The organism is Rhizobium sp. AN80A, from assembly GCF_030053015.1.
Taxonomy (GTDB): Bacteria; Pseudomonadota; Alphaproteobacteria; order Rhizobiales; family Rhizobiaceae; genus Rhizobium; species Rhizobium metallidurans.
Genome location: NZ_JASJPX010000003.1, coordinates 2,243,261 through 2,269,158, shown reverse-complemented (window position 1 = coordinate 2,269,158; position 25,898 = coordinate 2,243,261). Strand labels below are relative to the sequence as shown.

20 protein-coding genes and 1 pseudogene are annotated in these 25,898 nt (G+C 62.5%); 9 read left to right on the top strand and 12 right to left on the bottom strand.

Translation table 11 applies throughout. From position 1 onward, the window contains the following. Window positions 1-122 precede the first annotated feature (122 nt). Complete coding sequence (locus tag P3R82_RS22775; RefSeq protein WP_183901546.1) at window positions 123-1,019, top strand: DMT family transporter; 897 nt, start codon at window positions 123-125, stop codon at window positions 1,017-1,019. 6 nt (window positions 1,020-1,025) lie between these two features. Here the strand turns inward: P3R82_RS22775 and P3R82_RS22770 are convergent, their stop codons facing one another. From P3R82_RS22770 to P3R82_RS22740, 7 genes are all read right to left on the bottom strand, one after another. Continuing rightward, entirely contained in the window at window positions 1,026-2,048 is a 1,023-nt protein-coding gene (locus P3R82_RS22770; RefSeq protein ID WP_283195436.1) for a polysaccharide pyruvyl transferase family protein, read from the bottom strand. 48 nt (window positions 2,049-2,096) lie between these two features. Beyond that, window positions 2,097-3,587 (bottom strand): lipopolysaccharide biosynthesis protein, encoded by a 1,491-nt coding sequence (locus P3R82_RS22765; protein ID WP_183901548.1) that lies wholly within the window; start codon window positions 3,585-3,587, stop codon window positions 2,097-2,099. 55 nt (window positions 3,588-3,642) lie between these two features. Next, window positions 3,643-4,560, bottom strand: coding sequence for a glycosyltransferase (locus P3R82_RS22760; RefSeq protein ID WP_283195435.1), 918 nt, complete (start codon window positions 4,558-4,560; stop codon window positions 3,643-3,645). A 606-nt stretch (window positions 4,561-5,166) separates the two neighbouring features. Beyond that, complete coding sequence (locus P3R82_RS22755; RefSeq protein ID WP_283195434.1) at window positions 5,167-6,720, bottom strand: VOC family protein; 1,554 nt, start codon at window positions 6,718-6,720, stop codon at window positions 5,167-5,169. Window positions 6,721-6,782: 62 nt separating this feature from the next. Beyond that, complete coding sequence (locus P3R82_RS22750; protein WP_283195433.1) at window positions 6,783-8,396, bottom strand: response regulator; 1,614 nt, start codon at window positions 8,394-8,396, stop codon at window positions 6,783-6,785. 2 nt (window positions 8,397-8,398) lie between these two features. Continuing rightward, the gene (locus P3R82_RS22745; RefSeq protein ID WP_018898394.1) at window positions 8,399-8,824 is read right to left on the bottom strand and encodes a response regulator; all 426 of its coding nucleotides are present in this window, start codon (window positions 8,822-8,824) and stop codon (window positions 8,399-8,401) included. After that, window positions 8,811-10,898, bottom strand: coding sequence for a PAS domain S-box protein (locus P3R82_RS22740; protein WP_283195432.1), 2,088 nt, complete (start codon window positions 10,896-10,898; stop codon window positions 8,811-8,813). The genes P3R82_RS22745 and P3R82_RS22740 overlap by 14 nt, the downstream gene beginning before the upstream one ends. A 222-nt stretch (window positions 10,899-11,120) precedes the next feature. On the opposite strand from P3R82_RS22740, the gene P3R82_RS22735 reads away from it, so the two are divergent. From P3R82_RS22735 to P3R82_RS22725, 3 genes are all read left to right on the top strand, one after another. Further along, complete coding sequence (locus P3R82_RS22735) at window positions 11,121-11,522, top strand: response regulator (protein ID WP_283196408.1); 402 nt, start codon at window positions 11,121-11,123, stop codon at window positions 11,520-11,522. A 377-nt stretch (window positions 11,523-11,899) separates the two neighbouring features. Then, window positions 11,900-12,604, top strand: a complete 705-nt coding sequence (locus P3R82_RS22730) for a helix-turn-helix transcriptional regulator (RefSeq protein WP_183901553.1) — start codon at window positions 11,900-11,902, stop codon at window positions 12,602-12,604. A gap of 26 nt (window positions 12,605-12,630) precedes the next feature. Continuing rightward, window positions 12,631-13,056: a response regulator gene (locus P3R82_RS22725; RefSeq protein WP_283196407.1), complete on the top strand. Its 426-nt coding sequence runs from the start codon at window positions 12,631-12,633 to the stop codon at window positions 13,054-13,056. Window positions 13,057-13,060: 4 nt separating this feature from the next. Here the strand turns inward: P3R82_RS22725 and P3R82_RS22720 are convergent, their stop codons facing one another. From P3R82_RS22720 to ybaL, 4 genes are all read right to left on the bottom strand, one after another. Then, on the bottom strand, window positions 13,061-13,759 hold the full coding sequence (locus P3R82_RS22720; protein WP_283195431.1) for an ATP-binding protein: 699 nt from the start codon (window positions 13,757-13,759) through the stop codon (window positions 13,061-13,063). A gap of 211 nt (window positions 13,760-13,970) precedes the next feature. Continuing rightward, the gene (secD, locus tag P3R82_RS22715) at window positions 13,971-16,511 is read right to left on the bottom strand and encodes a protein translocase subunit SecD (protein ID WP_183901555.1); all 2,541 of its coding nucleotides are present in this window, start codon (window positions 16,509-16,511) and stop codon (window positions 13,971-13,973) included. A gap of 142 nt (window positions 16,512-16,653) precedes the next feature. Beyond that, complete coding sequence (locus P3R82_RS22710; protein ID WP_283195430.1) at window positions 16,654-16,992, bottom strand: hypothetical protein; 339 nt, start codon at window positions 16,990-16,992, stop codon at window positions 16,654-16,656. A gap of 54 nt (window positions 16,993-17,046) precedes the next feature. Further along, complete coding sequence (gene ybaL, locus P3R82_RS22705) at window positions 17,047-18,861, bottom strand: YbaL family putative K(+) efflux transporter (RefSeq protein ID WP_283195429.1); 1,815 nt, start codon at window positions 18,859-18,861, stop codon at window positions 17,047-17,049. Between the two features lie 34 nt (window positions 18,862-18,895). On the opposite strand from ybaL, the gene P3R82_RS22700 reads away from it, so the two are divergent. After that, window positions 18,896-19,201: a transcriptional regulator gene (locus P3R82_RS22700; protein WP_183901558.1), complete on the top strand. Its 306-nt coding sequence runs from the start codon at window positions 18,896-18,898 to the stop codon at window positions 19,199-19,201. A 4-nt stretch (window positions 19,202-19,205) separates the two neighbouring features. Here P3R82_RS22700 and P3R82_RS22695 read toward each other — a convergent pair whose 3' ends face one another. Continuing rightward, window positions 19,206-20,630 (bottom strand): glycosyltransferase family 39 protein, encoded by a 1,425-nt coding sequence (locus tag P3R82_RS22695; protein WP_283195428.1) that lies wholly within the window; start codon window positions 20,628-20,630, stop codon window positions 19,206-19,208. 647 nt (window positions 20,631-21,277) lie between these two features. On the opposite strand from P3R82_RS22695, the gene P3R82_RS22690 reads away from it, so the two are divergent. The 4 genes and pseudogenes from P3R82_RS22690 (at window position 21,278) to P3R82_RS22675 (ending at window position 25,898) form a co-directional block, all read left to right on the top strand. Next, the gene (locus P3R82_RS22690) at window positions 21,278-22,891 is read left to right on the top strand and encodes a globin-coupled sensor protein (protein WP_283195427.1); all 1,614 of its coding nucleotides are present in this window, start codon (window positions 21,278-21,280) and stop codon (window positions 22,889-22,891) included. Window positions 22,892-22,954: 63 nt separating this feature from the next. Next, the gene (locus tag P3R82_RS22685; protein ID WP_283195426.1) at window positions 22,955-23,248 is read left to right on the top strand and encodes an STAS domain-containing protein; all 294 of its coding nucleotides are present in this window, start codon (window positions 22,955-22,957) and stop codon (window positions 23,246-23,248) included. Then, window positions 23,248-23,613 carry a chemotaxis response regulator CheY1 gene (gene cheY1 / locus P3R82_RS22680; protein WP_183901562.1) on the top strand — a complete coding sequence of 122 codons (366 nt, stop codon included), beginning with the start codon at window positions 23,248-23,250 and terminating at the stop codon, window positions 23,611-23,613. The genes P3R82_RS22685 and cheY1 overlap by 1 nt, the downstream gene beginning before the upstream one ends. 17 nt (window positions 23,614-23,630) lie before the next feature. Further along, window positions 23,631-25,898 (top strand): annotated as a pseudogene (locus tag P3R82_RS22675) (chemotaxis protein CheA).

Genomic DNA, 25,898 nt, shown 5'->3' with positions numbered 1-25,898 from the left:
ACGCCAATGCCGATATCGACCGCGCCTGTCGTTCCCGGGCTATTCTCGGCTCGACGCTTCTGCTACTTGCGATACATGATGGCGCCGCTCGATCGCACGCGACGCCGTAAACACGGTACGCCATGTCGCAAGTCTCCTCCGCTCTCCCTCGGTCCGCTCCCTCGAGCCGGTTCGCGCTCGCTGCTCTGATCCTCGGCGGTGCCGCGATCGGCGGCTCGCCGATCTTCGTTCGGCTGTCCGAAGTGGGGCCCATGGCCACCGGCTTCTGGCGCGTGGCGCTGGCGTTCTTCCCGATCTACATCTTCTCGCTGATCAAGGGTGGGCCTACGGGTCCAAAGCCCGAGACATGGTCGGATCGCGGCCTGCTCGTCCTGCCCGGCGTCATTCTGGCCGCCGACCTGATCACCTGGCATCTGTCGATAACGATCACATCCGTTGCCAACGCGACGCTGCTTGCCAACCTCGCGCCTGTTTTCGTCACCATTATCGGCGTGCTGTTCATGGGCGTGGCCGTCACGCGCGTTTTCGTGGTGGGGCTGCTGCTGGCGATCGCCGGCGTCGTTATTCTCAAGGGTGGTCCGGCGGCGCTGGGCGAGGGCGATCCGCTGGGCGACGGCGGTGCCATTATCGCCGCGATCTGCTACGCGCTCTACATCCTCGCCATCGGCAAGCTGCGCGCGCGCTTCGATACGGTGCGTATCATGCTGTGGAGCACGGCGTCCGCGGCTGTCTGCCTGCTGCCGTTCGGCTTCTTTCTGGAAGGCCAGCTCTTCCCCACGACCATTTATGGCTGGGCAATGGTCTTCGGCCTCGCCTTCATCAGCCACGCCACCGGCCAGGTGGCGATCACCTATGCGCTGGCCTACCTGCCTGCGGCCTTCTCCTCGCTGACCCTGCTCCTGCAGCCGGTCGTGGCCGCGATCCTCGCATGGATACTGCTCAGCGAGCCGATCGGCTCGATGCAGGCCGTCGGTGGCCTCGTGGTCCTCGCCGGGATCATGATCGCCCGGCGAGGTTGATTGTCATCAGGCGACGGCTGCCTGCTTCTGCATGCGGCGTGCGTCGAGAATGGCCAGCGCCTCGTCGACGGTGGCCGCCAGCTCCGCCTTTTCCGTATTGCAGGTGTTCCAGGCCTCGATGAAGCTGCTGGTCTTTCCGTAGCTGTTGTCGAGCACGCAATGGTCGGCGCCGATCAGCACGCACATGATATGGCCGTGCATGCGGTCGGTGATGACCTGTCGCGCCGAACCCAGAAGCGCCACGCCGCGGTCGAAGCGCTGCTGCGCGCGCTCGCGGTAGGCAAGTTCCGTCATGCGGGCGCGTCCACCGATCTTGCCTGACAGCAGCCCCTTCAGAATGGCCGCGTGCTTGGTCTGCTTCTGGAAATCGGCGGGCTCGTCCGGCCAGTCCGATTTCACGGTGCCCGGACGCTGCGTCGCCGCCGTCAGGTCCTGCGGCGTGCCGACCTCCTGGTCCTCGCGCAGGTTCAAGAGCAGCTCGTGCTGCGGCACCGGCTTTGCGACCGGCCCGATGCAGAAGGCCATGTCGGGGCAAAGCCGCGTCTCGCACTGGAACCAGCGTTGCGCGAAGGCAAGGCTCTTCTTGTCGCGCACCAGGAGCGTGAACTGGCCGTGCTTTTCGATCGCCCGCGCGGTGCTGTCGACGTTGGCCTGATCCTTGAAGTGGATGGTCTGCGGCAGCTGCACGATCGGCCGTCCCTTGTGCCGCTCCAGCATGTTTTCGCGAAACTGCCGGTAGCCCGCCCAGATGTCGCCGAAATTGCCGCCGCCATGCAGGAAGATCCGGCCGTCGCCGATGGCGCCAAGCATGCGGTCCTCGTCGAAGGTCGGGATTTCGGTCACATAGGACGGACGCGAGCGCTTCTTGTCGAAATAGGCAAGCTCGCCGAGCCAGATGGCGCTGTCGCCGATATTGTAGTGGTTCGGGAAGTCCAGCAGTGCGTAGCGCTCCGAGGGGTCGAAGACATCAGACAGGTTCTTCTCGATCACGCCCTGCAGGCGGTTGATGATCGTCAGGTTGGATTCCATTGAAGGCTCCTTGTTTTAGGGACAAGAGGTCCGAAGTAAGCGCGGACCTCAGGCCCGCGCGTGTTTGCGAAACGGATTGAGTGACATTGCAAGCGCGATGTACGGGCGGATGACGGAACGGCCGAAGATCGGCAGGAAGGCGAGGTAGATCACCGCGCCAAGGCCGATGCTGAGGCCGAGCGACAGCCAGCGGTTCTCGACATGCGCGACGATGACGGGGTGGGCGAACCAGACGCAGACGGCCATCAGCAGCGAGCCGCACAGCGGCAGCGCCACGGCCTTCAGCGTGCTCATTGCATCGATATTGGCGAAGCGCGCCAGCACGTACTGCTGATAGGGTAGCGTCAGCCAGGCGCGCAGCGTATAGCCCGCCGCAACCGCAACCACGCCGTAGGGCACCAGCAGCCAGGTCAGCACCAGCGTCGCGGCAAGCTGCAGGGCGGCGACCGAGAGGATCGATTCCGCCCGGTTGACCGCCGACAGCGCCGACGAGGCGAAGAAGTTCATCACGAAGGGCACGGCCATCAGCACAAGAACCGTGGCGATGTCGCCGGCATTGCCCCACTTGTCGCCGAACAGCATGGCGATCATGTCGTTGGACAGCGCGCCGAAGCCGAGCAGCAGCGGGATGGTGCCGAGTGCGGCGGCGCCGACGATCTTGTTATAGGCGTTGCGGAAGGCGATGTGGTCGTTCTGCAGCCGCGACAGCGTCACCAGCGCGACACTGCCGATCGGCGCCAGCACGGCCTGTCCGATCAGCTCGATCAGGCGCCAGGCAATACGATAGCGGCCGACCTCGACCGGGCCGTACCAGCGCGAGATGAAGATATCCTGCACGCGGGCAAGCAGCATCCACATCAGCTGCGTCACGACAAGGCTGATGCTGAACAGGAAGACCGAGCGGAACAAAGGCACGTTGAAACGGAACTTCGGCATCCAGGGATAGGCGACCCAGCCGAGCAGCACGGTGACGACGGCGTTGACGGCGGTCTGGGCGACCAGCGCCCAGACGCCCCAGCCCATGAAGGCGCAGGCGACGGCGGTGATGCCGGAAAGCATGCTGGCGGCGATCGCTTGGGCCGCGAGGTTCTTGTGGCCGAATTCGCGGGCCAGCCGCGCATTGTGGATCACGGCAAGCGACGAGACCGGCAGCAGCGGCGCCAGCCAGCGGAGGATTTCGGAGACTTTCGGGTCGCGGACCAGATCGCCATAGTAAGGCGCGAAGACGAAGACGACGGCCGCGACGATGGCGCTGAAGGCAATGGTTGCCCAGAAGGCGGTATCCGCAAGCTCCTCGTCGAGGTCGAGCTGGCGCGTCACCGCGTCGCCGAGCCCGGCATAGGCAAGCACCCTGCCTATCTCGACGAACAGGCTCGCGAGCGCGAAGGTGCCGAAATCGCCGGGGCCGAGAATGCGGGCCAGAATGACGAAGATCACGAATGTCGCAACCGTGCTCCACGCAACGCGAATGACCGACCAGAGGACGGAAAGCGCGGTCTTTTTCTTCAGCTCGGCGTGGCCAATTGCCGTATCTGTCATTCAGTGTCCAATCGATTAGATGCGCAGGCGCAATGCTTCCGGGGTCTGGGACGGCTCAAGCGGCCCGGCCCGTCTTCTGGCCGCGCCAGTAGGCGACCATCCCGGTGAAATTGTCTCTGAGCTGGCTGCGATAGGTCAGCCCCAGTTCGTCGCTGAGCTTGCGGCGGCCGATCGCCTCCAGCACTGCCTGGCGGATGTCCCAGCGCAGCATGCCGCGCATGTTCGAGCGGCGGTCGAAGAGATATTTGGCGTAAAGCGCCCCGTTGCCGAAGGCATATCCGCTCTGCAGCTTCTTCACGTCGCCGAGCTCCCGGCGCCCATGGAAATGCTTCACCGCGAAATCCGGAAGATATTCGACGCGGATGCCGGAATTGAAGGCGCGGTGCACATAATCGGTATCCTCGCCCGAGCGAAAGGGAGAGCCGGCGCCAAAGCGGGTGTCGAACAGGCCGACCTTGTCGGTCAGGGCGCGGGGAAACGCCATGTTGGCGCCATGGATGAACCCGCCGGCATGCAGCTCGCTTGTCAGAACGGCGGGCTCCAGCTCGGGCTTGATCGTGACGGGCAGATCGCGTGCGTCGCCAAGCTCGATGCGTCCGCCGCGCATCACGATGTCGGTGTCGGCGGCAAACAGCGCGGCAATCACGGTAAAATAATCGGGAAACACTTCGCAGTCGTCATCCGTGAAGGCGATGATCCTGCCCTTGGCCGCAGCCAGCCCGCTATTGCGCGCGACGGAAAGGCCCGGCTTCGCTTCATGCACGAGATTGGTGCTGATCGGCGCGGTTCCTGCCCATTCGCTGACGATCGCGGAGGTGTTGTCGGTGGAACCATTGTCGACGAAGACGAGTTCCAGGCTGAGATGATCGGCCTGGCGTGCGGCATTCGAAACGGCTTCCAGGCAGTTCGTCAGTCCATAAGCCCGATTTCTCGATGAGATGATCAGGCTGATGTCCACGGGCTGAGGAGGCATTCGGGTTCCCTTCTGCAGTCGATGTCGAGGGAAGGGTAGGGCGCTCCCACAGCCTCGGCAAGAAACATTTTGCGTTGCAGCAAACCAATACAGTTTGCCGAAAAACCAAAACAATGTGGTGATTTCTTGCCGGTATATTATTAATCGCGGGAGGTTGATATTAACCGGATATTATTTCGACAAACGGGAACGGTAATTGTAATAATTCGTGTTTGTTTAATATTATGTAAGTCGTAATTCTGTTTACTTTCTTTCATTGATCGCGATTGTTCTATTTATATCGTGTTGTAAAATAGATAAATATATGAAGGAGCGCTGTGGTTTCTTGCGTATGATTTTGTCCGTCGTATCATGCTTCTTCGCATCGGCGAAATGGTTTGGAAGCAAATGAGAAGTGTTCTCGGCGGACCAATATCGATCAAGAAAGCCGGCGAAATTGAAAGATAAACGCAAGAAAAGGCCCGCCGCAGGACTTGAGGGAATACGACGGCCCCGAGTAAAATTTCAATAATGCGACCAGCGGGTGTGTCCCTGAAAGCGGTGGATCAACCGGTAATGACCGACCCACCCGGCGCAGGCAACGACACGGTTGCGCCCGCTGGTGCGCTATTCGTCATTGGTCAGCCACTTCTGGATAACAGGAATATCGGCATCTCCAAGCAAGTGCCCTGTGGGGATGACTGTCGAATCGACGGTTGCGCCGGAAGCCTTCAGCCGTGTCTCAAGGTCGCTTGCATATTTGCCATAGGCATCCGTCTTGCCGCTGATAACGAGCAGATCGGTTCCCTTCAGGTCAGCGCGCGGATATTCGCTCAGAACCGGCATGGAACGGAGCAGAACCGCTTTGTGAACCAGGTTGGGGTGCAGGTAGAGAAGCGAGTTCAACAGATTGGCGCCGTTGGAATAGCCGACATAGACAAGCTTCTTCGGATCGAGCCCATAGGATTTGACCGCCCCCTCGATAAAGGCGGCGAAAGCCTCGGCCTCGTTCTTGATATCCTGCTGATCGAAAGAAAACGGCGTGATGCGCTTGTACCAGCGAGGAATGCCTTCCTCCGTCGCCCGCCCGCGCACGCCGAGCAGCGTCGCGCGCGGCGCCACCTTGTTCAGGAGCGGCATCAGCGTCGTCTCGTTGCCCCCAGAACCGTGCAGCAGGACGAAAACGGTGCCATCGGGGTTCGGCGGCGTATAGAAGCGGTGCACGAAGGGCAGATCGCGATAGTTGACCCTGGGTTCGCCGGGCATCGAGAACTGCGGCAGAACCACTTTCAGGTCCTTCAGATCGGTGATCGGGTCCTTGGGAAGGAACAGCTTTTGGCCAAGCGTCGCCGGCGGCTCGTTCACCGTCATGCCGGGCTTGTCCGTCGCCAGCTCGATCAGCGTGCCGCCCGGTTCGCGCACATAGAGCGAACGGAAATACTTGCGGTCGTGCACGTTGACCTCGGAGGAGCCTTCCTTCTTCAGCGCGTCATGCGTCTTCGACAGCGCCGCGTCATCGCTGGCGCGGAAGGCGACATGGTCGAACGTGCCCGTCCCCGGCGCGCCGGACCAGAAGCCCTTGGCGTTTCTGATATCGACGATGTCGCCGGACTGCGAGACCAGCCGGTCGATGTTGCCCCGGTTCTCCTGGAAGCGGTAGCCGAAATGGTTTTCCACGAAGGCGCGGCTTTTCTCCGGCTCCTCGGTCAGCATGGTCGTCCCGCGCACGCGCTGCACGGCATGTTCGGCGGGAACATCCGCGCCGTGCCACGGCGTCGGTGACGTCACCGTCGAGGCGCCGGCGAGCTTGACGATGATGTTGTCGGGGTCCTTCAGGCGCAGCACCGGCTCGCCGAATTCGTCCGCCGGTCCCTCGGCGCGGATGCCGTAGCTCATCGCCCGCGTCAGCCAGTAACCGATGCTCGAAGGGTTGATCGCCAACGCCAGTTCGCTGAGCTGGCCGAAGCCGGCGCGGCCGGGCGCGCCATCCTCCCACACCAGAAACGTCACGAGCGACCCGGGCGTCCCCACGGCGTCACCGTAGAAGAGGTGCAGCTGCGTCGCGTCTTCGAAACCGGCCGTCTGCTTGACCAGTCGCATGCCGAGAAAACCGGCATAGAAATCGACGTTCGCCTGCACCTTTCTGGTGAGAAGCGTGATGTGGTGGATGCCTGAAGTCATTGACGAGAGCCCGGATTGCATTGGGGACAGGAGGAGCGCGGAGATGAAGGTGATGATAACGGTCATATCGTTGCGTGTGTTTGGTGCCTTGTTTGCTCTGCATAAAGAATTAGGGCATCTCCGCAAGGCTGCAAATCCAAAGTCCGCACATCCCGCAGCGCGAGTTCCAGCTGCTGCCGCGTTGGCGGCTTGACCATGTAGGCCTGCGCGCCAAGCGCCTTGGCACGCTCCATATCATCCTCATCGCTTGATGTGCTGAGGATGAAGGCCGGTATCCCGCTCAACCTTTTATCGCGCGAAAGCGCCTCCAGAACCTCGAATCCGTCCATGATCGGCATGTTGATATCGAGCAGGATGAGGTCGATCAAAGGATCGTGACCACCGGCCGATCGCTCTTCGAGAAGCTGCATCGCCTCGCGGCCGTTCGAGGCGACATGCAGGTTGAACGTCACTTTTTCCCGCTTCATCAGCTTGATCTTCAGAAGCTGCACGTCGGCTGGACTGTCCTCGACCAGCAACACCTCGGCCACGCGGCCGATCCTATCCGCACGCTGCTCTTCTTGCCGTCGGCTTGCCGCGCCGGCGGGCGCCTTGTCCGTCTCCGGCAATGCCAGCGGCAGCTCCACGATGAAGGTCGTGCCGCCCCCCTCCGCGTCCTCGCACCAGATCGCGCCGCCATGCAGCTGGGCGATCCGCCGGCAGATCGCAAGCCCGAGCCCCGTGCCCTCGATGCCGCGGCCAACGAGCCGCTTGAAAGGCTGGAAGATCAGCTCGCGATGATCGCGCGCGATGCCGGGCCCGTTGTCGCTGATGGCGATCCGGCAGAGCGCATCTTCGCGTTGCGCCGAGATCCGCACGCGCGGCTCCTCGGTCTCGCAATATTTGATGGCGTTGGAGATGATGTTCTGCAGCATCTGCACCAGAAGCGTCCCGTCGCCCATCACCTCGGGCAGCGGGCCACGCTCGATCGCCGCGCCGCGGCTGCTGATCTGTTCGCGCAGATTGCGCTCCACCTGATCGACGATCGCCGACAGCGATACCGGCTTCACCTCCAGATCGCCGGAAGCCTCGAGCTTCGAGAAGCCAGATACCTTGACGATCAGCTCCTCCATGTGGTCGGCGGCGCTGAGCACGTAGCCGAGCAGGTCGTGATCGTCATGCGCCAGCGATGGCGAGGCCTGCAGCAGCCTGCTGAACGACTTGATCGTCCTCAGCGGTTCCTTCAGGTCATGGGCCATGGCGCGGGTGAAGATCTCGAGCGATTGCTGCTTTTGTTCGAGCCTGGCGGCGAGATCGCCATGCATGATGGCGCTCTGGATGCAGCGGTGCAGCGTCTCCGGCGAAAGCGTGTCCTTGGTGAGGTAGTCCCGCGCGCCACCCTTCATCACCTCGACGGCGATCGTCTCGCTTCCCTGGCCCGTCAGCATGATCACGTTGGCGGAGGGATCGAGCTTCAATATCTCCTCGAGCACGCCAACGCCGTCGCGGCCCGGCAGCGAGTAGTCGAGCAACACGCAATCCGGCCGCTTCTGTGCGTTGAGCGCTATGCCCTCGTCGCCGTTTTCCGCTTCGAAAACCACATAGCTCGCGCCCGGCACGCGCGCCAGCATCCGCCGGTAAACCTCGCGGTCGTCGATATTGTCGTCGATAACAAGTACCGCGCTGCCCTCGGCCATACTCACCCCTCCAGAGGCAATATGGCGATCTCGAACCAGTATTCCTTCAGCCTCTGGATCGCGGCGAACAGACCGTCGAGATCGACAGGCTTCTGGACGTAGGTGTTGGCGCCGAGTGCGTAGCAGCCCTCGATATCGCGCTCGTCGTCAGATGTGGTCAGGATGACCACCGGGATTTTACGCCAGGCCGGGTTGGACTTGATCGCCTCCAGCGTCTTGCGGCCATCGAGCCCCGGCATGTTGAGGTCGAGCAGGATGAGGCCCGGGCGCGTCTCCATCGTAGCCAGCAGATCCAGCGCCTGCTGACCCGATGGCGCCCATTGCACCGGGTTCTTGAGCTTGGCGCGCTTGAAGGCGCGGATCGTCGCTTCGTAGTCGTCCTCGCTGTCCTCGACGATCAGGATCGGCTGTGATTCACGGTGCTGCATGCTGCCCCTCGCGCTTGTGACCCAATGTAAAATAGAAGGTTGTGCCCTGGCCAACCTCTGACTCCAGCCAGACGTCGCCCTCGTGACGGCCGATGATCTTGCGCACGAAGGTCAGTCCCGCGCCGGTGCCGTCGTCCGCCTCCTGCGTCTTCTCCAGCCGTTTGAAGATGCGGAAGATATCCTCGTGAAACTCGCGCGGAATGCCCTTGCCGTTGTCCCGCACGAAATAGACGTCACTGGCCAGGCGACCATCGTCGCCGACAAACGCGGCGACGTGACCGACGGTCACGACCGGCTCGGCCTTGTCGTTGTACTTCACCGCATTGGTGATCAGGTTGCGGTAGACCTCGGTCAGCCGCAGCGAATCGCAGACGACCTCGGGAAGCGCGCCCTCGATGACAACCTTCGCCCGCCGCTCTTCCAGATAGAGCTCCATGGTCGCGACCACGTCCTTGACCACGGCATGAACATCGGTGCGCTTGACCGCCAGCTGCTGCCGGCCGATCCGCGAGAAGTAGAGAAGGTCGTTGACCAGCTTCTCCATGCGCTGGCTGAGCCGGACGATGCGGTTGAGGCGCCGCACGCCGTCCTCATCGAGTACGGTCTCGTAATCCTCCAGCAGGAAGCGGGAATGATTGTGCATCCCCCGCAACGGCTCCTTGAGGTCATGCGAGGCGATGTAGGCGAACTCGTCGAGGTCGGAATTGCTGCGCTCCAGGTCGTCGGTATAGGCCTGGAGCTGGCGAAACATCGTCCGCAGCTGTTCCTCCTGCTGCACCCGCAGGCTGATATCCCTGAGAATGGCGACGAAGGTGACCGTCGCCCCGGTCCTGAAGGCGCTCAGCGAGACATCGAGCGGGAATGTCTCTCCGTTGCGCCTGATGCCGGAGATGGTCCCGGTTGTCCCGGTACCGCCTTCCTCGCTCAAGAGCAGCGACCGCCGGAAATAGTCGTCGAGCCCCGCGTGATAGGTCTCCGGCAGCAACATGTGCACGCTCTGGCCGATCGCTTCCTTCGATGTCTGGCCGAACATCTCTTCCGCCGCCGGGTTGAACAGCGAGATATTGCCCTGCGGGTCCATGGCGACGATCGCGTTCGGCGTGTTGCGCGTCACGGCATCGAAACGGATGCGCTCGGCATCGAGGCTATCGCTCTTGCGCTGGAAGAAGAACACGAAGGTCGCCACCAGCCAGAGCATGGCGACGGTTATGGCGCGGTTCGTCGCCTCATAGCCATAGCTCCCGCCATGTCGATCGACGGCGAGAAAGCCGAGCAGGATCAGGATGGAGCAGACGAATGCCAGGTTGAACGGCGCGGTACGGCTGCTGAACCACAGCGAGGTGAGGATCAGCGGCACATAGATCATGCCGTTGACGACGCCGAGCGGGGTGTAGAGATCGATCATCAGCCCGACGAAGCAGATCGCGCCGGGCAGCCAGACGGGCATGCCGCCATAATGGTCCGGCTGCAGCCACCAGGATCGCACCAGCATCGCCGAGCCGAGCAGTGTCACGCCGACGGCGGTATGCACCGCCATGCCGATATTCGACCCCCAGCGATAGATATGTTCGGTCTGCATGGCGTATCCGGCAAGCGCCGAGATGCCGAGGCCGATCACCACATAGCCGATCAATTCCTGGAACAGCCTCGCCTTGCCCTTCCGGTCCGGTGGTGTCAGTGCCAGCGAGAGGTTGGAGAAGAACATGATCACGGCCGTATTCAGCGCCATGCCGCCGCCGACGCGGCCAAAAAATGCCGGATCGACGAAGATGCCGGCCAGGAAGCGCTCCATGATCTGCGGCTGGTGCCCGACGAAGGTCAGTTCGATCAGCCGTATGCCGCTCATCGCCGCGCCGAGCGAAAACAGGAGGAAAGCGGCGAGCCGCGCGCTGGCGCCGTTGTAAACGGAGATGACGAGCGCAATCCCGGCGAGACAGAAGCAGATCGCCGTGTTGATCGCCATCGCCGGCGCGCCGGGTATCAGGAAGAGGACCGGCTCGATCTGCCACACCCAGGCGAATAGGATCGTCACGCCGAGCAGGAGCATGAGCAGGCCGAGCACGATCGTGGTCAAGCGGTGTCGTTCCTGGCGCCAGGGCGTACTCGTCCTTCGACCAATGATCGGTTTCACCACGCGTTGCTCTCCCGTCCGCGGGGTTACTATTTCCAGAATTGAAAATTATTCAATATACATCCGCCGCGATAGTTGCCGCATCGGCGTGCGCGGCAATATGCTGGACCCGTATGCTTTGCCTTGTCGTCGAACGGCGCACCGGGGCGAGAGCAGGAGGTGGCGATGCCGGCGGTATATTATGTGGACGACAGCCGCGACGACCTGTTCTACGCGCAATATGTCTGTCGCAGAGCGCGCGACGACATCGACCTTTCCTGCTTTGCGACCAGCGACGCCGCCTTTGACGCGCTCCATGCTTCCGTGGCGGAGGGTCTGGCGCTGCCCGCGCTGCTCATCGTCGATCTATACATGCCTCTCGACAGCGGTATTGGCCTGATCACCCGTTTGCGCGCCGACCGGCGGTTCTCGTCCATGCGAATCGCCGTGTGTTCGGGGTCGGACGCCACGGCGGATCGGGAGCGTGCATTGGCGTGCGGCGCGGATCTATACGTCGAGAAACCGGTCGATCTCACTGTCCTCATGCATATCGGCTCTTCGTCCGCCGAAGACAGCGGACTTTATTAGGTATTTATGACGCAATGGTTGCAAGTCTGATTGACACGACTTTGGCTACATTTCACACTATACGCATAGACCAGTGTGAGACGATGCCGGGGAGGGCCGTTTGACTTTGTTGGCCATAACAACCTCGGAAAACCTGTGACTGAATTCTGCCGTCTCGCTGACGCGCGAAACGCGCAGCGTATGGCGTAGAAAAGGGCGAATACCGAGGTGTCGGGCTAAAACGGGGGCGCATGCCGATTTTGTGATCGACCTCAAGTGCCGGTTCCCTCGAAAGCCCACACTCGGTTGTTAACTGTACCAGTCTGGCGCGTGTCTCCAGAATTCAGGGGATGCTGCTGAGACTGGTCGCGAAGGCAGGCTGGAGGCAAGAATGCGGAATGAGTAGCGCGATGGCACTTCCATTTCACGCTGGCCCGGAACTGGGGCGGGCGATCAACCGCACGGATTTCTTTCGGCTTCTGAAGGCGGCCGCGCATCACTACGCCTTCGACAGCTTCGCGCTCGCCCGCATCTCCGAGGCGTCGCAGCCCTTCGGCGCCCGCGATATCATCATCACCAATGTCGCCGAACGCCAGACCGGCTTCTTTGTCTACGCCATGGCCCGTGCGCTCGGCTTCATCAAGTCCAAGGCCGCGCAGTTCCTGGCGACCCCCGTGAGCGGCAGGGCCAACAATCTGGAGGGCTATCCGCCCGATCTGGTTCTCAACGAGTTCGACACCAACAGCTTTCTGCTCATCCCGCTTTTCACGCCCGAGGGCCGGCGCTATTGCGTCGCCTTCAGTGGCAAGCGTCAGCAGCCGGACCAGGGCGAGGTCGCCGATATCCTGCTCGACACGATGCGGATATTCGACAAGTTCTACGAGGAAATACTGGTCAACGAAATGTCCGGGCGTTTGACCCAACGGGAGAGTGAAGTGGTTCGCTGGACCAGTGAAGGCAAGACATCGGCGGAGATCGCCATCATCCTCGGCCTGTCGGAGCACACCGTCAATTCGCATATCGCGGCGTCGGTCAGGAAGCTCGGTGCGGTCAATCGCGTGCATATGGTCGCGATGGCATTGCGCATGGGGCTCGTTTCGTGAGCGAGAACGCCGGATTGACGCAAGACATGGCGCGCGGCGAGACCGTCAGGATCCTTTTCATCGATGACGAGTTCATCGAGTTCCGCGCCCTTAAGAAGACGTTGTCAGCGGTCACCGAGCCGATGGTCGAGCTGGATTACGCGCAGTCGGTCCGCGATGCGCTGGCAAAGATCGGCAGCGACAGGTTCGACCTGATTCTGCTCGACAACCGGCTGCTGCCGAACGCGGATTTTCGCCAGACGGTGCCGAAACTGCGTGCCGCCAGCTATACCGGCCCGATCGGCGTCATATCGATGGATGTGTCCGACAGCTACTTCCAGCAGTTCCAGGACTACGGCGTCGACTTTCGCATCGGCAAGGACGAGCTCGACGTCGAGACGCTGCAATACATCATCCGCGAATATGTTCGCTACGACATGCCAGACGTCTGGAAGGACGATTACAACATCTGACGCGTCACTGTACCGGCAGGCGGATGGTAAAGCGGCTTCCCGTCTCGGCCGAGGTCTGCAGCGAGATCGAGCCGCCGAGCGCGGTGACAAGTTCACGCGCGGCCGCCAGCCCGAGGCCCGGCCGCCTCGCGGCACCCTCCGGCTGCAGGCTCCAGAAGGCGGTGAATATGTTCTCCTGATGCTCCCGCGCGATGCCCGGCCCATTGTCGGCGATATGGATCGCCCATTGCGAGGCATCGGCCTCCGCCTCGATCGTCAGCCGACAGGCCTCATCCGCATCGGCACGGTGCATGAGCCCGTTCGCCATCACGTTCTTCAGCACCAGTCCCAGGATGCCCGCATCGGTTCGCACGCCGGGCAGGTCCCCCATCTCGATCGTCGCCTTCGGCGCATCGACCTCGAAGCGCAGTTCCGCCCAGATCTGCCCGACGAGCAGCCTGGTATCGACATCCCTGATCGTAAGCCTGGGCGTACCCGATGCGAAGCCGATCAGCCCCTTCGTCAGCTCCTGCGCGGCCTGCGTCTTGGCGAGAATGGTCCTCAGATATTCCAGGTGTTCGCCATCGACCCTGTCGCCGATCTCGTCGAGAAGGATCTCCGCGTACATCGCGATGTGGCGCAGCGGCGATTGCAGGTCGTGCGAGGCAATGGCGAGGAAGCGCTTGATGCGCGTTTCGTCGGTCTCTGTCGTCGATGATGACATATATCGCCTCGCCCGCCCTAAAGCATGTCGCGCAAAGTGTGCAGCGGCTTTGCGGCAACGACATGCGACAAAACCGGACTTGAATCGTGACGCGAATCCGGGGGATCGCAACGCGCTTCAGCCCGGGCGGAGAATAGAAAGCGGGCGCCGGTTCTGCAACCGGCGCCCGCATCAATTTCACGGAAGCAACCTGAAAAGGTCGATCGTTGGCTCAGCCTGCCGACTTGCGCGAGCTCGGCGGAATGATGTCGACCTTGTCGTCGTTGGTCGAAACCGCGGCGCGGTGGCGCGTACGCCAGTCGCCGAGGAACAGCAGGATCGGCGCCGCGATGAACACCGACGATGCCGCCGCGACGACGATGCCGAAGACCATCGGGATCGCGAAGCTCGACACCGCGCTGCCGCCCCAGATTGCCATCGGCAGCAGGGCGAGGAAGGCGGTGACGTTGGTGTAGATGCTTCGGGCCAGCGTCTCGTTGATCGACTTGTCGATCAGCTCGCGCAGCGGCATCGACTTGTAGAGGCGCATGTTTTCACGCATGCGGTCGTAGACGACGACCTTGTCGTTCACCGAGTAGCCGACCAGCGTGAGGATCGCCGCGATGGCGGTCAGGTTGAAGTCGAGCCCGGTGAGCGCGAAGAAGCCGATGCACTTCGTCACGTCGAGAATGAGCGTCACGATGGCGCCGACCGCGAACGGCCACTCGAAGCGGTACCAGATGTAGAGCAGCATCGCGAGGCTGGCGATCACGACGGACAGGATACCCGCCCATGCAAGCTCGCCGCTGACCTTCGGACCGATGACATCGGTTCCAAGCACCGTTGCCGAAGGGTCGATCTTGACGATCTCTTCCTTGAGCTTGGTGACGGCCGCGGTCTGCGCCTCTTCACCACCGTCCTGGCGCTGGGCACGCACGGCCATGGTGTTGTTGTCACCATAGGACTGCAGCGAAACCTCGCCGAGGCCGAGGCTGTTCAGGCTTTCGCGGAACCGGCCGAGATCGGTCGCGTCCTGCGTCTTCACGGACATCTGGATGCCGCCGCGGAAGTCGACGCCATAGTTGAGGCCCGGAGTGATGAACAGCACGACCGATGCGAGCGACAGCAGCGCGGAGACGGTCACGCCGAAGAAGCGCGCCTTCATGAACTGGATGTGCTTGTCGTAAGGGTAGAAGACCGGCAGCAGCGGCTTGATGTTGATGGTCTTCAGCTTGAAGCGGCGGGTGATCTCGATCATCGAGACGCGAACGAAGGCGACCGACGTGAACATCGAGATGATCAGGCCGAGCGCCATGGTGACCGCGAAGCCGCGAACCGGGCCGGAGCCGAACCAGAACAGGATGGCGGCGGCGATAAGCGCCGTCATGTTGCCGTCGATGATGGTCGAGTAGGCGCGGCGGAAGCCGGTGTCGATGGCCGCGAACGCGCCCTTGCCCTTGCGGGTTTCTTCACGGATGCGCTCATTGATCAGAACGTTCGCATCGACCGCGAGACCGATGCCGAGCACGACGCCGGCGATGCCGGGCAGCGTCAGCGTGGCGCCGACGAGCGTCAGGGCCGAGAAGGTCAGGATCGTGTGGATGAGCAGAGCGACGTTGGCGAGAATGCCCCAGGTTCCATAGAGCAGGAAGATGAAGGCCGCGACGAGGATGAAGCCGACGATACCGGAATAGATACCCATCTGGATCGCATCGGCGCCGAGGTCGGCGCCGACGGTGCGCTCCTCGATGACGGTGAGCTTGGCCGGGAGCGCGCCGGCGCGCAGCATGGCGGCAAGCGTGTTGGCCGTCTCGGCCGAGAAGTTGCCGGAAATCTGGCCGGAGCCGCCGGTGATCGGTTCGCGGATGACAGGCGCGCTCAACACCTTGTCGTCAAGAACGATGGCGAAGGGATTGCCGACGTTCTGGCGGGTGATTTCGGCGAAGCGGGTCGCGCCGGCGCTGTCGAAGCGGAAGCTGACGACGGGCTGCTGGCTCTGGTCGAAGCTGACGCGGGCGTCGGAGAGGCGATCGCCGGAGATTTCGACACGGTCGAGAACCGGATAGGTGTTGCCTTCGTCATCCTTCAGCATCGATACGCCGGGGCCGGGAGCATTGTTCGGCGCAAGCATATGGAAGGACATCTTGGCGGTCGAGCCGAGAAGCTGGCGAAGGCGGGTCGGATCCTGCGCACCCGGCAGCTGCACGAGAACGCGGTTGCCGCCGACACGCTGGATCGTCGGTTCGGCCACGCCGACCTGGTCGACGCGCTGGCGAATGACTTCAAGGCTCTGCTGGACGGCGCTGTCGACGTTGCTGGAGATACCGGCTTGCGAGAAGGCGACGATGATGTTGCCGCCGCTGGTCGTGACCGCGAGATCGGACTGGCCGGCGGAAAGGCCGGTCGCGATCGTGTTGCCGAGCGTCTTGAGCTGGGTGATGGCGTCGTTGGTCTGCGACGGGTCGTTCAGCGCCACGACGATCTGGTTCTGGTTGCGAACGACGGATTTCGTCTGGATGTTCTTCTCGCGCAGAACGCGGCGCGCGTCCTGCAGCAGCGATTGCAGACGCTCGCGCGTCAAGTCGGCTTCATCGACCTCGAGAACGAGGTGCGAGCCGCCGCGAAGATCGAGGCCGAGCGAAACCTGCTGGCGCGGGAGCCACGAGGGAAGGCTCTGCAAGGTGGATTGCGGCAGGGCATTCGGCAGGGCGATCAGAATGCCGAGGAGAATGATCACCGTATAGGTGGCCACCAGCCATGGTGAGGTGCGCATTGTGTTGTCTATCCTTGATAACGCTTGAGCCTGCGCTTCGAGCGCAGGCGGGCGTGTCGAAAATGCAATGGAGGGCGCCGGGCTAGGCGCGTGTCGTCAGGCCGCGAGCCGAGGCGGACCGTGCGAATCGTAAGGCTTCGCGTCAGGCGCGCGAAAGGCCGAGGACGTTGATTGCGAAAGCGGGAGTGAAACGAGAACCGCGCGCTTGATGGGCGGCTGATCCACCGTCGCCGCATCGCCCGACGCAAAGGTCGCGTATCTCTGGGCGGCCTTGCGCTCCGCCGGCCAGCATGCCGCGCACGATTTCGTGGGCGCTGACCTCTTGCGGTTGACCATCCCTGCTCGAGGACGAGACGGCGTTGGGACCACGTGCGGGACCAAGCGCGAGATTGCCGCCGAACAGCAGGCCGAGATAGGCGAAGACCGCGACGACCAGCGAGACGGCAACGCGACCGCTCATGCGGCGCGTATCGAACCTCATCTGGTCATCCTGCGGATTTTCAATCTCGAACCGGCTCAACGGCGCAAAGTTCTCTCATTGTTTCTCTGGGGAAGGCGTTTCCTCAGCCGCGCTTATACCAGCCTCGGTCTCGACTTCATAGGGTGCACTGTCATGATGCACTTGGGATAGCCGGTCAAGCATGCCCATGGCGATTTCGCGTTCGCCCATGATCACCGTGTCCGCGCCGTATTGCTTCAGCTCTTCGACCTCGGCGTCGGAATGCGCGCGCGCCACGATCAGCACGCCGGGATTGACCGCACGGCCCTGCTCGGCCACGCGGCATGCCTCGAAAGCGTTGGGAATGGCGATGACCAGGCTTCGTGCGCCCTGGAGATTGGCGAGATCGAGCACTTCGCGCGTCACGGCGTTGCCGCTGACCACCTCGATACCCTGCTCGCGAAGCGCGGTGATCCGGTTGTCTGAATCTTCGATGACGACGAAGGGCGTGCCGGAGGATTTCAGGTTCTGCCCGACGATGCTGCCGACCCGGCCATAGCCGACGAGGATGGCGTGGCCCGAAAGCTTGGTCGCATGCACCTCGTCCTGAACGATCAGGGGCTCTTCCGTCGCTTCGCTCGCGGCTTCCGCGGTCGTTGGCTCGGCGTGATGCTCCTCGCGCTTCGCCTCCAGCAGCGGCCGAATTTTGTCGCAGACGTAGAAGAGCAACGGGTTGAGGATGATCGAGATGATGGCGCCGGCGAGGATCAGGTCGCGGCCTTCTTCCGGCAGCAGTCCGAGCGCCACGCCGAGTGCCGCGAGAATGAAGGAGAATTCACCGATCTGGCCCAGGCTGGCCGAAATCGTCAACGCGGTGCCCACCGGCTTGCGGAACAGCAGCACGATGAGGAAGGCGGCCAGCGACTTGCCGATGACGATGATGAAGACGGTGGCCAGCAGCGGGATCGGCTGTTCGACCAGGATGTTCGGATCGAACAGCATGCCGACCGAAACGAAGAACAGAACCGCGAAGGCGTCGCGCAGCGGCAGACTTTCCTGCGCCGCCCGATGGCTGAGCTCGCTTTCGGCCAGAACCATGCCGGCGAAGAAGGCGCCGAGCGCGATCGAGACGCCGAACAGCTTGGCTGCGCCGAAGGCGACGCCAAGCGCGATCGCCAGGACGCCGAGGCGGAACAGTTCGCGGGAACCGGTGTGGGCGATGCGGTGCATCGTCCACGGAATGAGACGCCGACCAAAGACCAGCATCACGCCGACGAAGAGCGCCACCTTGACCAGCGTCATGCCGATGATGCCGCCGATGCCCATGTCCAGGCCGAATATACGGTTGATCGCAGCCGACAAGGGCTCGACGGTCCCCTGTTCGCTGCCGATGCTGGCCGCCGCCGGGATGAGGACGAGCGCGAGCACCATGGCAAGGTCTTCAACGATCAGCCAGCCGACCGCGATCTTGCCGCGTTCCGTCTCGATCAGCCGCCGCTCCTGCAATGCCTTCAGGAGCACGACGGTCGACGCGACGGAAAGAGCGAGGCCGAAGACGAGGCTTCCGCCCGTTGACCATCCCATCATCGCGCCCAGTCCCCAGCCGAGCAGGGTGGCGAAACCGATCTGCACGATCGCGCCCGGTACCGCGATGCCGCGCACCGACAGAAGATCCTTGAGCGAAAAGTGCAGGCCGACACCGAACATCAGGAGGATGACGCCGATCTCGGCGAGCTCGGGCGCGAGGTTCTGGTCCGCCACGTAGCCGGGCGTGTATGGCCCAACGAGAACGCCGGCAATGAGATAGCCGACCAGAGGCGGCATCTTCAGCCGGTTAGCCAGGGCACCGAGGATGAACGCGAGCACAAGACCCCCGACAATCGTGGAAATCAAAGGTGTCGCTTCTGGCATCCGTATTCTCCCGGCTGGAAATTCCGTTTTAATTATGACATATATGGCTTATATCAACCAATATGGGTGGTTTGACATTATGGGTCAAGGCGCGAAAGAAACAATTCTAACTCCCGCTTTATGCCGCGCTGCCAGGGGGTTGCTGGACTGGACGCAGGTCGACCTCGCCGATCATGCCGCCGTCTCCCGCAGCACGATCCGCGACTACGAGGGAATGCACCACGAACTGCATCGCGCGACGGAGGCGCAACTGCGCTTGGCCTTTGAAAACGGGGGCGTTGCCTTCATCGAGGTCGAAGGCAAGGGCACCTGCATCTGCCTCCAGTCCGCAACCGAATGAGACGTTATTCGCGGGCCGCCACGCAGCTTGCCTTGGCCTTGTAGGCGTAGATCACTTTTCCGCGATAATAGCCGCCGCTTGGCTGCCACGACTTGATGGTCTGTGGCGTTTCGGCGCAATCGAAGGGCTGTGTGGTCACGAACAGCACGTCTTCGCTGACATCGGCGGGCAAGGCGAAGGTCTGCTCATAGTAGTTGTCGGGTGCCCCCGCCGGCGGCCGCGCGTAAATCTTCAGCGGTTCGTCTCTGAGCGTGTAATACATGTCCGCCAGCATGTCGCGGTTGTCGCTGACGAGGATTCCGGTACCCGCCTGACGCGCCAGATCGGCGGCTTCGCGGCTGACCGCGCTGCGGCCGAGATAGCGCTTCATCACTTCGGTGCCGTTCGGCAGCACTAGCTGGTTCGCGAAGATGGCGGCAAGCGGAAACAGCAGGCTGGCGGTGCCGTTGATGGCGAAAGACACGCGCAGTCCCTTGGGCCAGACGCGATGCAGCAGCCAGACGGCCAGGATCGTGCCGGCGACATAGGCGGTCACGGCCCAGTTGGCATAGGCCTTGCCGATCAGCGCCTGGAGCGTGATCAGGAGCACGACCGGAACCGAAAGCCAGATGAGCAGTTTCTCGATCGCGCTGCCTTGCCCCTTCAGGACACGGTAGACCGCCCAGAGCATCGCGAAGAACACGATTGGCCCGACGACGCCGAACTGCGCGGCGAAGAACTCGATTCCCTGTCCGAAGTTGAGGCTCATCTCGCCCCAGCGGGCGATGCTCGTGGTGTGCTTGATCGTCGTGCCGTCATGGGTGACGTTCCACCAGACGTTCGGCGCCGCCACAACGATCGCGGCCGCGACCGAAATGAAGAAGTCGCGCCAGCCGATCCGCGCCATCGGCAGAAGCAGCAATGCGATCAGGCCGCCGGGAACGACGAAAAGGATCGCGTATTTCGACAGGAAAGCGCAGCCGAAGGCCACGCCCATCAGGAGCGCCAGGCCGATCGAACGCTGCTTCGTCAGGCCGAAATAGGCAAACAGAGCGACCGCCAGGAAGAACAGGAGGATGACGTCGGTCGAGAAGAAGACGGAAGACAGGGCGACGCCGGGCAGGGTGATATAGGTAACCCCGATCCAGCCCACGATATCGCGGCTGACGAAGCGTTTCGCGATCATCATCAGGACAAGCGCGGTCGCCATGTGAACGAGCGGACCGGAGACCCTGATCCAGAAGATCGCGCTCGATCCCGAAAGCTCGGTCACCGCGCGGATCACCCAGGCGATCATCGGTGGCTTCGAGAAGAAGCCGAAGTCGAAGTTCTGCGACCAGAACCAGTATTGAGATCCGTCGACGAACAGGTCGGTGTTGTCGAAGCCCAATGTGACGACGCGCCAAAGCGTCACGCCGATAATGATGAGAATACCGAGGCGTGGGGACATTCGTCTGACTTCCGTATGCTAAAAAAATCGTCGCCGGCCGATGCGTAAACGCTTCGCCGGCTTAATGGTTAAACACGTTCATTGCTGTCGTTTTATGACGGGAATTCAAAGCACCCGCACAGGCATGGCGATGCGGCCCGCTTCAATACGGTCGAGAAGTGCGACGGCCGTGAGAACAGCCACGGCAAGAAAACATGCACCCAAACCCAGAACAATCATTGCTCAATCCCTATGACGTCATGTCGTGATTTGCGGGGGATATAGCACGAAGCTTGCTTCGAACTTGTAGCAGCGGCGCAACGCTACACCAGTATTTCATAGATGGTTATTCGCGTTGCTCCGAAAGCCGACATTCATAAAATCGGTATTAACCTTCAGGCAAGGAATTAACCATAAACATTGCACTACACGTCGGAATGGGAAAATTTTAGCGTTCCTAGCAGGCATGACGCCGAACCGCCGTACCGGCTCAATCCGGTATCGATCTCTCAGGTAGCTCTACGATAGTCCGCACTGCTCGGCACAGGTCCGAACGCTGGCGTTAGCCCGCGTCAGGCCCGGTCGCATGTGTGTTGGTGTCTGGAGGCTTGAGTTCTCTTCGGGCCGCGTGCCCGGGCATTGGTTGGGGACAGGCGTTGCGGCAGAACATGCCATCGGATCAGGATCGTGGAGCACAGGCGGGCAGCCTGCGTGACCGCCTGCGCTTTGCCGGCCTCGATGCCGAGCAGTGCGAGATGGTGCGGCGCTACCGCCCGGCGCTCCAGCAGCACCTGACTTCGGGCCTTCGCGATCTCTTCCAGCGTTTCCAGTCGTTCCCCGATGCCGCCCGCAATTTCGAGAGCGAGCGTCAGGTTGATCGGCTCCATGATCTGCAGACGTCGCACTGGGATGTGCTGACCGATGCGCGCTTCGACAGCCTCTACGCCGAGCGCGTCAAGGTCCTGTCCGATTCCGAAAGCAAGATGGGACTGGACCCTCGCTGGCATGTCGCCGGCCACGGCGTCGTCCTCGAGCATATCGTTGCCGGCCTTGCCGATGAGCTCGCCGGCTCTTCCTTCCTGCCCAGCGTCAAGCGTCGCAAACGCGAAATCGCCGATCTCATGACCGCGCTCATCCGCCTTGTCATGGTCGATGTCGAGATTGCCGTGTCGCTGCGCTTCAACGCGTTGCGTGCCGCCCAGCAGCGCCAGATCGCCGATCAGCGAAACAGCGACAGGGCCGAGGTTGCGCGCGTCTTTTCGGATGTCATCGAAGGTCTCGCCGCCCGCGACCTGACGGCCCGCGCCGTCGTCACCGAGGATGGCCCGCACAATGATGTCGCCCTGGCGTTGAACGGCGCGCTTGAAGCGCTTCAGGCCGAATTCGGCGCGATCAGCGAGCGTACCTTGAAGGCCGAGGCATCGGTGCAGGTGCTCGGCCAGTCCGCCCGCGACCTTTCCGGCCACGCCTCGGGTCATGCCGAGCGGCTGCTGGCTTCCGCCGCGACACTCGCCGATCTGTCCGAAAACGTGCGCCGCAGCGCCGCGGGCAGCCGTGCGGCCGAAGATGCCGCGGCATCGACGCGCGCGGCGGCCGAAGCAAGCGGCGAGGTCGTCGGCCGTGCCATCTCCGCCATGGCCGATATCGAGCAATCCGCTGAGCGCATCGGCCAGATCATCGGTGCAATCGACGAAATCGCCTTCCAGACCAACCTCCTGGCGCTCAACGCCGGCATCGAGGCCGCGCGCGCCGGTGATTCCGGCCGTGGCTTCGCGGTCGTGGCGCAGGAAGTGCGCGCTCTGGCGCAACGCTCCGCCGACGCCGCCCGCGAGATCAAGACGCTGGTCACCACCACCAAGTCGCAGGTGGACGCAGGCGTGCAGATGGTCGGCCGCACGCAGGATTCGATCGGCAGCATCGTGCGCCAGGTCACCGATATCAATGCCGCCATCGCCTCGGTCGCCAGCCAGACCAGCGACAACGCTTCCGTGCTCGACGCGGTCACCACCGACGTCAAGGGCCTTGGCGCGCGCGTCGCCGAAAGCGCCGGCGCCGCATCGCATTCGGCCGATGGCGCCGACGATCTCCACACCGTCATCGTCGAGCTTGGCCGCACGGTCCGCGAGTTCCGCATTGCCCGCGGTCGTGCCGAGCAGGCTGATATCAGGCCCGCTCGCGCCGTCGATGTGCAGCCCGCCCGGTGGGCTGTCGAGGAAAACGACGCGGCTTTCGATTTCGGCCCTCCGCTCGCAAGTCTCGGAGGTGGGCGAAATGCATACTGAAGCAATGAAGAATGACGGCGGCTCACATTCGCTGGGCGCCAATCAGCAAATAGGGAAAGTCTGATGGCAGCAAAAAAGAGTGGGAAGACGCTGAATCTGGCGGCGACCATTGACCTCAACGAAGCCTCGGCCCTGCGCGACAAGTTCCTGTCGATGCGTGGCAGCGCTGTGTCGATCGACGCATCCGCGGTCGAGCGCGTCGGCGCTCTCGGCGCGCAGGTGCTGATGTCCGCCGCCAAGACCTGGGACCAGGACAACCTTGCGTTCACCTTCACCAAGGTTTCGGACGCGTTTCAAAAAACCATGCAGCTGATCGGTGTGGACGTTCACCCGCTGCTCGCCAAGGAGATTAAGTAATGAAGAAAAGAGTGCTGACCGTGGATGATTCACGGACGATCCGGAACATGCTGCTCGTGACCCTCAACAATGCGGGCTTCGAGACGATCCAGGCGGAAGACGGCGTCGAAGGTCTCGAGGTTCTGGAAAGCTCCAATCCCGACGTCATCGTCACCGACATCAACATGCCGCGTCTGGACGGCTTCGGCTTCATCGAAGGCGTTCGCCGCAACGACAAGTACCGTGCCATTCCGATCCTGGTTCTGACGACCGAAAGCGATGCCGAGAAGAAGAATCGCGCACGCCAGGCCGGTGCCACCGGCTGGATCGTCAAGCCTTTCGACCCTGCCAAGCTGATCGATGCCATTGAGCGCGTAACCGCTTAAACTCAGGAATTTCTTTTATGGATATGAACGAAATCAAAGAGATCTTTTTCCAGGAATGCGAGGAACAGCTCGCGGAACTGGAATCCGGTCTTCTGAAAATGAATGATGGCGATCGTGATCCGGAAACCGTCAACGCGGTATTTCGCGCCGTTCACTCGATCAAGGGCGGCGCTGGCGCCTTCGGTCTGGACGATCTTGTCGCTTTCGCCCATGTGTTCGAGACCACACTTGATTGCGTTCGTTCCAACAAGCTAGAGCCGACCCAGGATGTCCTGAAGGTCATGCTCAAGTCGGCCGACGTGCTCGCGGACCTGACGAATGCCGCCCGCGATGGCGGCAGCGTCGACGAGAGCCGCAGCCGTGGCCTCGTCAAGGAGCTGGAAGCGCTTGCGAACGGCGAACTCCCATCGCCGTCGGCCGCTTCCGAAGCCCCTGCGCCCGCCGCCCCCGCGCCGGTTGCCGCCGCACCCGTCAAGCCGACCGACGAAAGTGGCTTTGCGCCGATCCCGTTCTCGTTCGACGACTTCAGTGACGACGAGACCTTCGAGATCACCTTCAAGCCACGCTTCGAACTCTACTCCAAGGGCAACGACGCGACATTGCTGTTGCGCGACCTCAGCCGCCTTGGCGAGATGAGCATCTATTGCAATATGGATGCGCTGCCGGCCCTCGACGAGCTCGACCCCGAAGCCGCCTATTTCTACTGGGTCATCACGCTCAAGACCGACAAGGGCGAGGATGCGATCCGCACGGTCTTCGAATTCGCCGAGTGGGACTGCGATCTGACCATTACCGCGGTCGCCGCCGAAACCGAGGCCGCTCCGGCCGAGGAATTGCCGATGGTGCCCGTTCCCTTCGACCTCTCGGCGCTGGATGACGGCCCCGAGGCGCCGGCTCAGGAAAAAAGCGATGCCTCGGCCGCTGTCGCCGCCGCGGAAACGGCCTCGAATGTGACGCAGATCGCATCCGCCGCCGCCCGCGTCGAGAAGAAGGAATCGGCTGCCGCCGCCAATGCTGCCGCCGCCAATGCTGCCGCTGCCGCTGCCGCGCCCAGAACAATGCCGCCGCCAACGCCGCGGGCCAGACCATCCGCGTCGATCTCGATCGCGTTGATCGCCTGATCAACCTCGTCGGCGAACTTGTCATCAACCAGGCGATGCTCTCCCAGAGCGTCATCGAAAACGACACGACCGGCACGTCCTCCATCAACATGGGCCTCGAGGAGTTGCAGCAGCTCACCCGCGAGATCCAGGATCTCGGTCATGGCGATCCGCGCCCAGCCGGTGAAGCCGGTCTTCCAGCGCATGTCGCGTATCGTCCGCGAAGTCGCCGACATGGTCGGCAAGTCGATCCGCCTCGTGACCGAAGGTGAAAACACCGAAGTCGACAAGACGGTTATCGACAAGCTCGCCGAACCGCTGACCCACATGATCCGCAATGCCGTCGACCACGGCATCGAAAGCCCGGAAAAGCGCACCGCCGCCGGCAAGGATCCCGAGGGCACGATCAAGCTCACCGCCAAGCATCGTTCGGGCCGCATCCTGATCGAGCTGCAGGACGATGGCGCTGGTATCAACCGCGAGCGCGTCAAGCAGAAGGCCATCGACAATGACCTGATCTCGCCGGACGCCAACCTGACGGACGAGGAAATCGACAACCTGATCTTCGCGCCGGGCTTCTCCACGGCCGACAAGATCTCCGACATTTCCGGTCGCGGCGTCGGCATGGACGTCGTCAAGCGCTCGATCCAGGCGCTCGGCGGCCGCATCAACATCACCTCGAAGCCCGGCCAGGGCTCCGTCTTCACCATGAGCCTGCCGCTGACGCTCGCCGTCCTTGACGGCATGGTGGTCACGGTCGCCGGCCAGACGCTCGTCGTTCCGCTGACCGCGATCGTCGAAACGCTGCAGCCGGAGGCTTCGGCCATCCATTCCTTCGGCGCCAATCATCGCCTGATCTCGATCCGCAACTCCTTCTGCCCGCTGGTCGATGTCGGTCGCATCCTGAACTTCCGCGCCACCCAGGCCAATCCGGTCGAAGGTGTCGCCCTGCTCGTCGAATCCGAAGGCGGCGGTCAGCGCGCGCTGATGGTCGATGCGATCCAGGGTCAGCGTCAGGTCGTCATCAAGAGCCTCGAGGCGAACTACACCCACGTTCCCGGCATCGCCGCGGCAACCATCCTGGGCGACGGTCGCGTAGCCCTCATTCTCGATGTCGACGCAGTCGTGGGCGCCTCGCGCGGCCAGGCGCTGAGACAGGAAGTATCCTTGGCGGCGGCGGGTTAA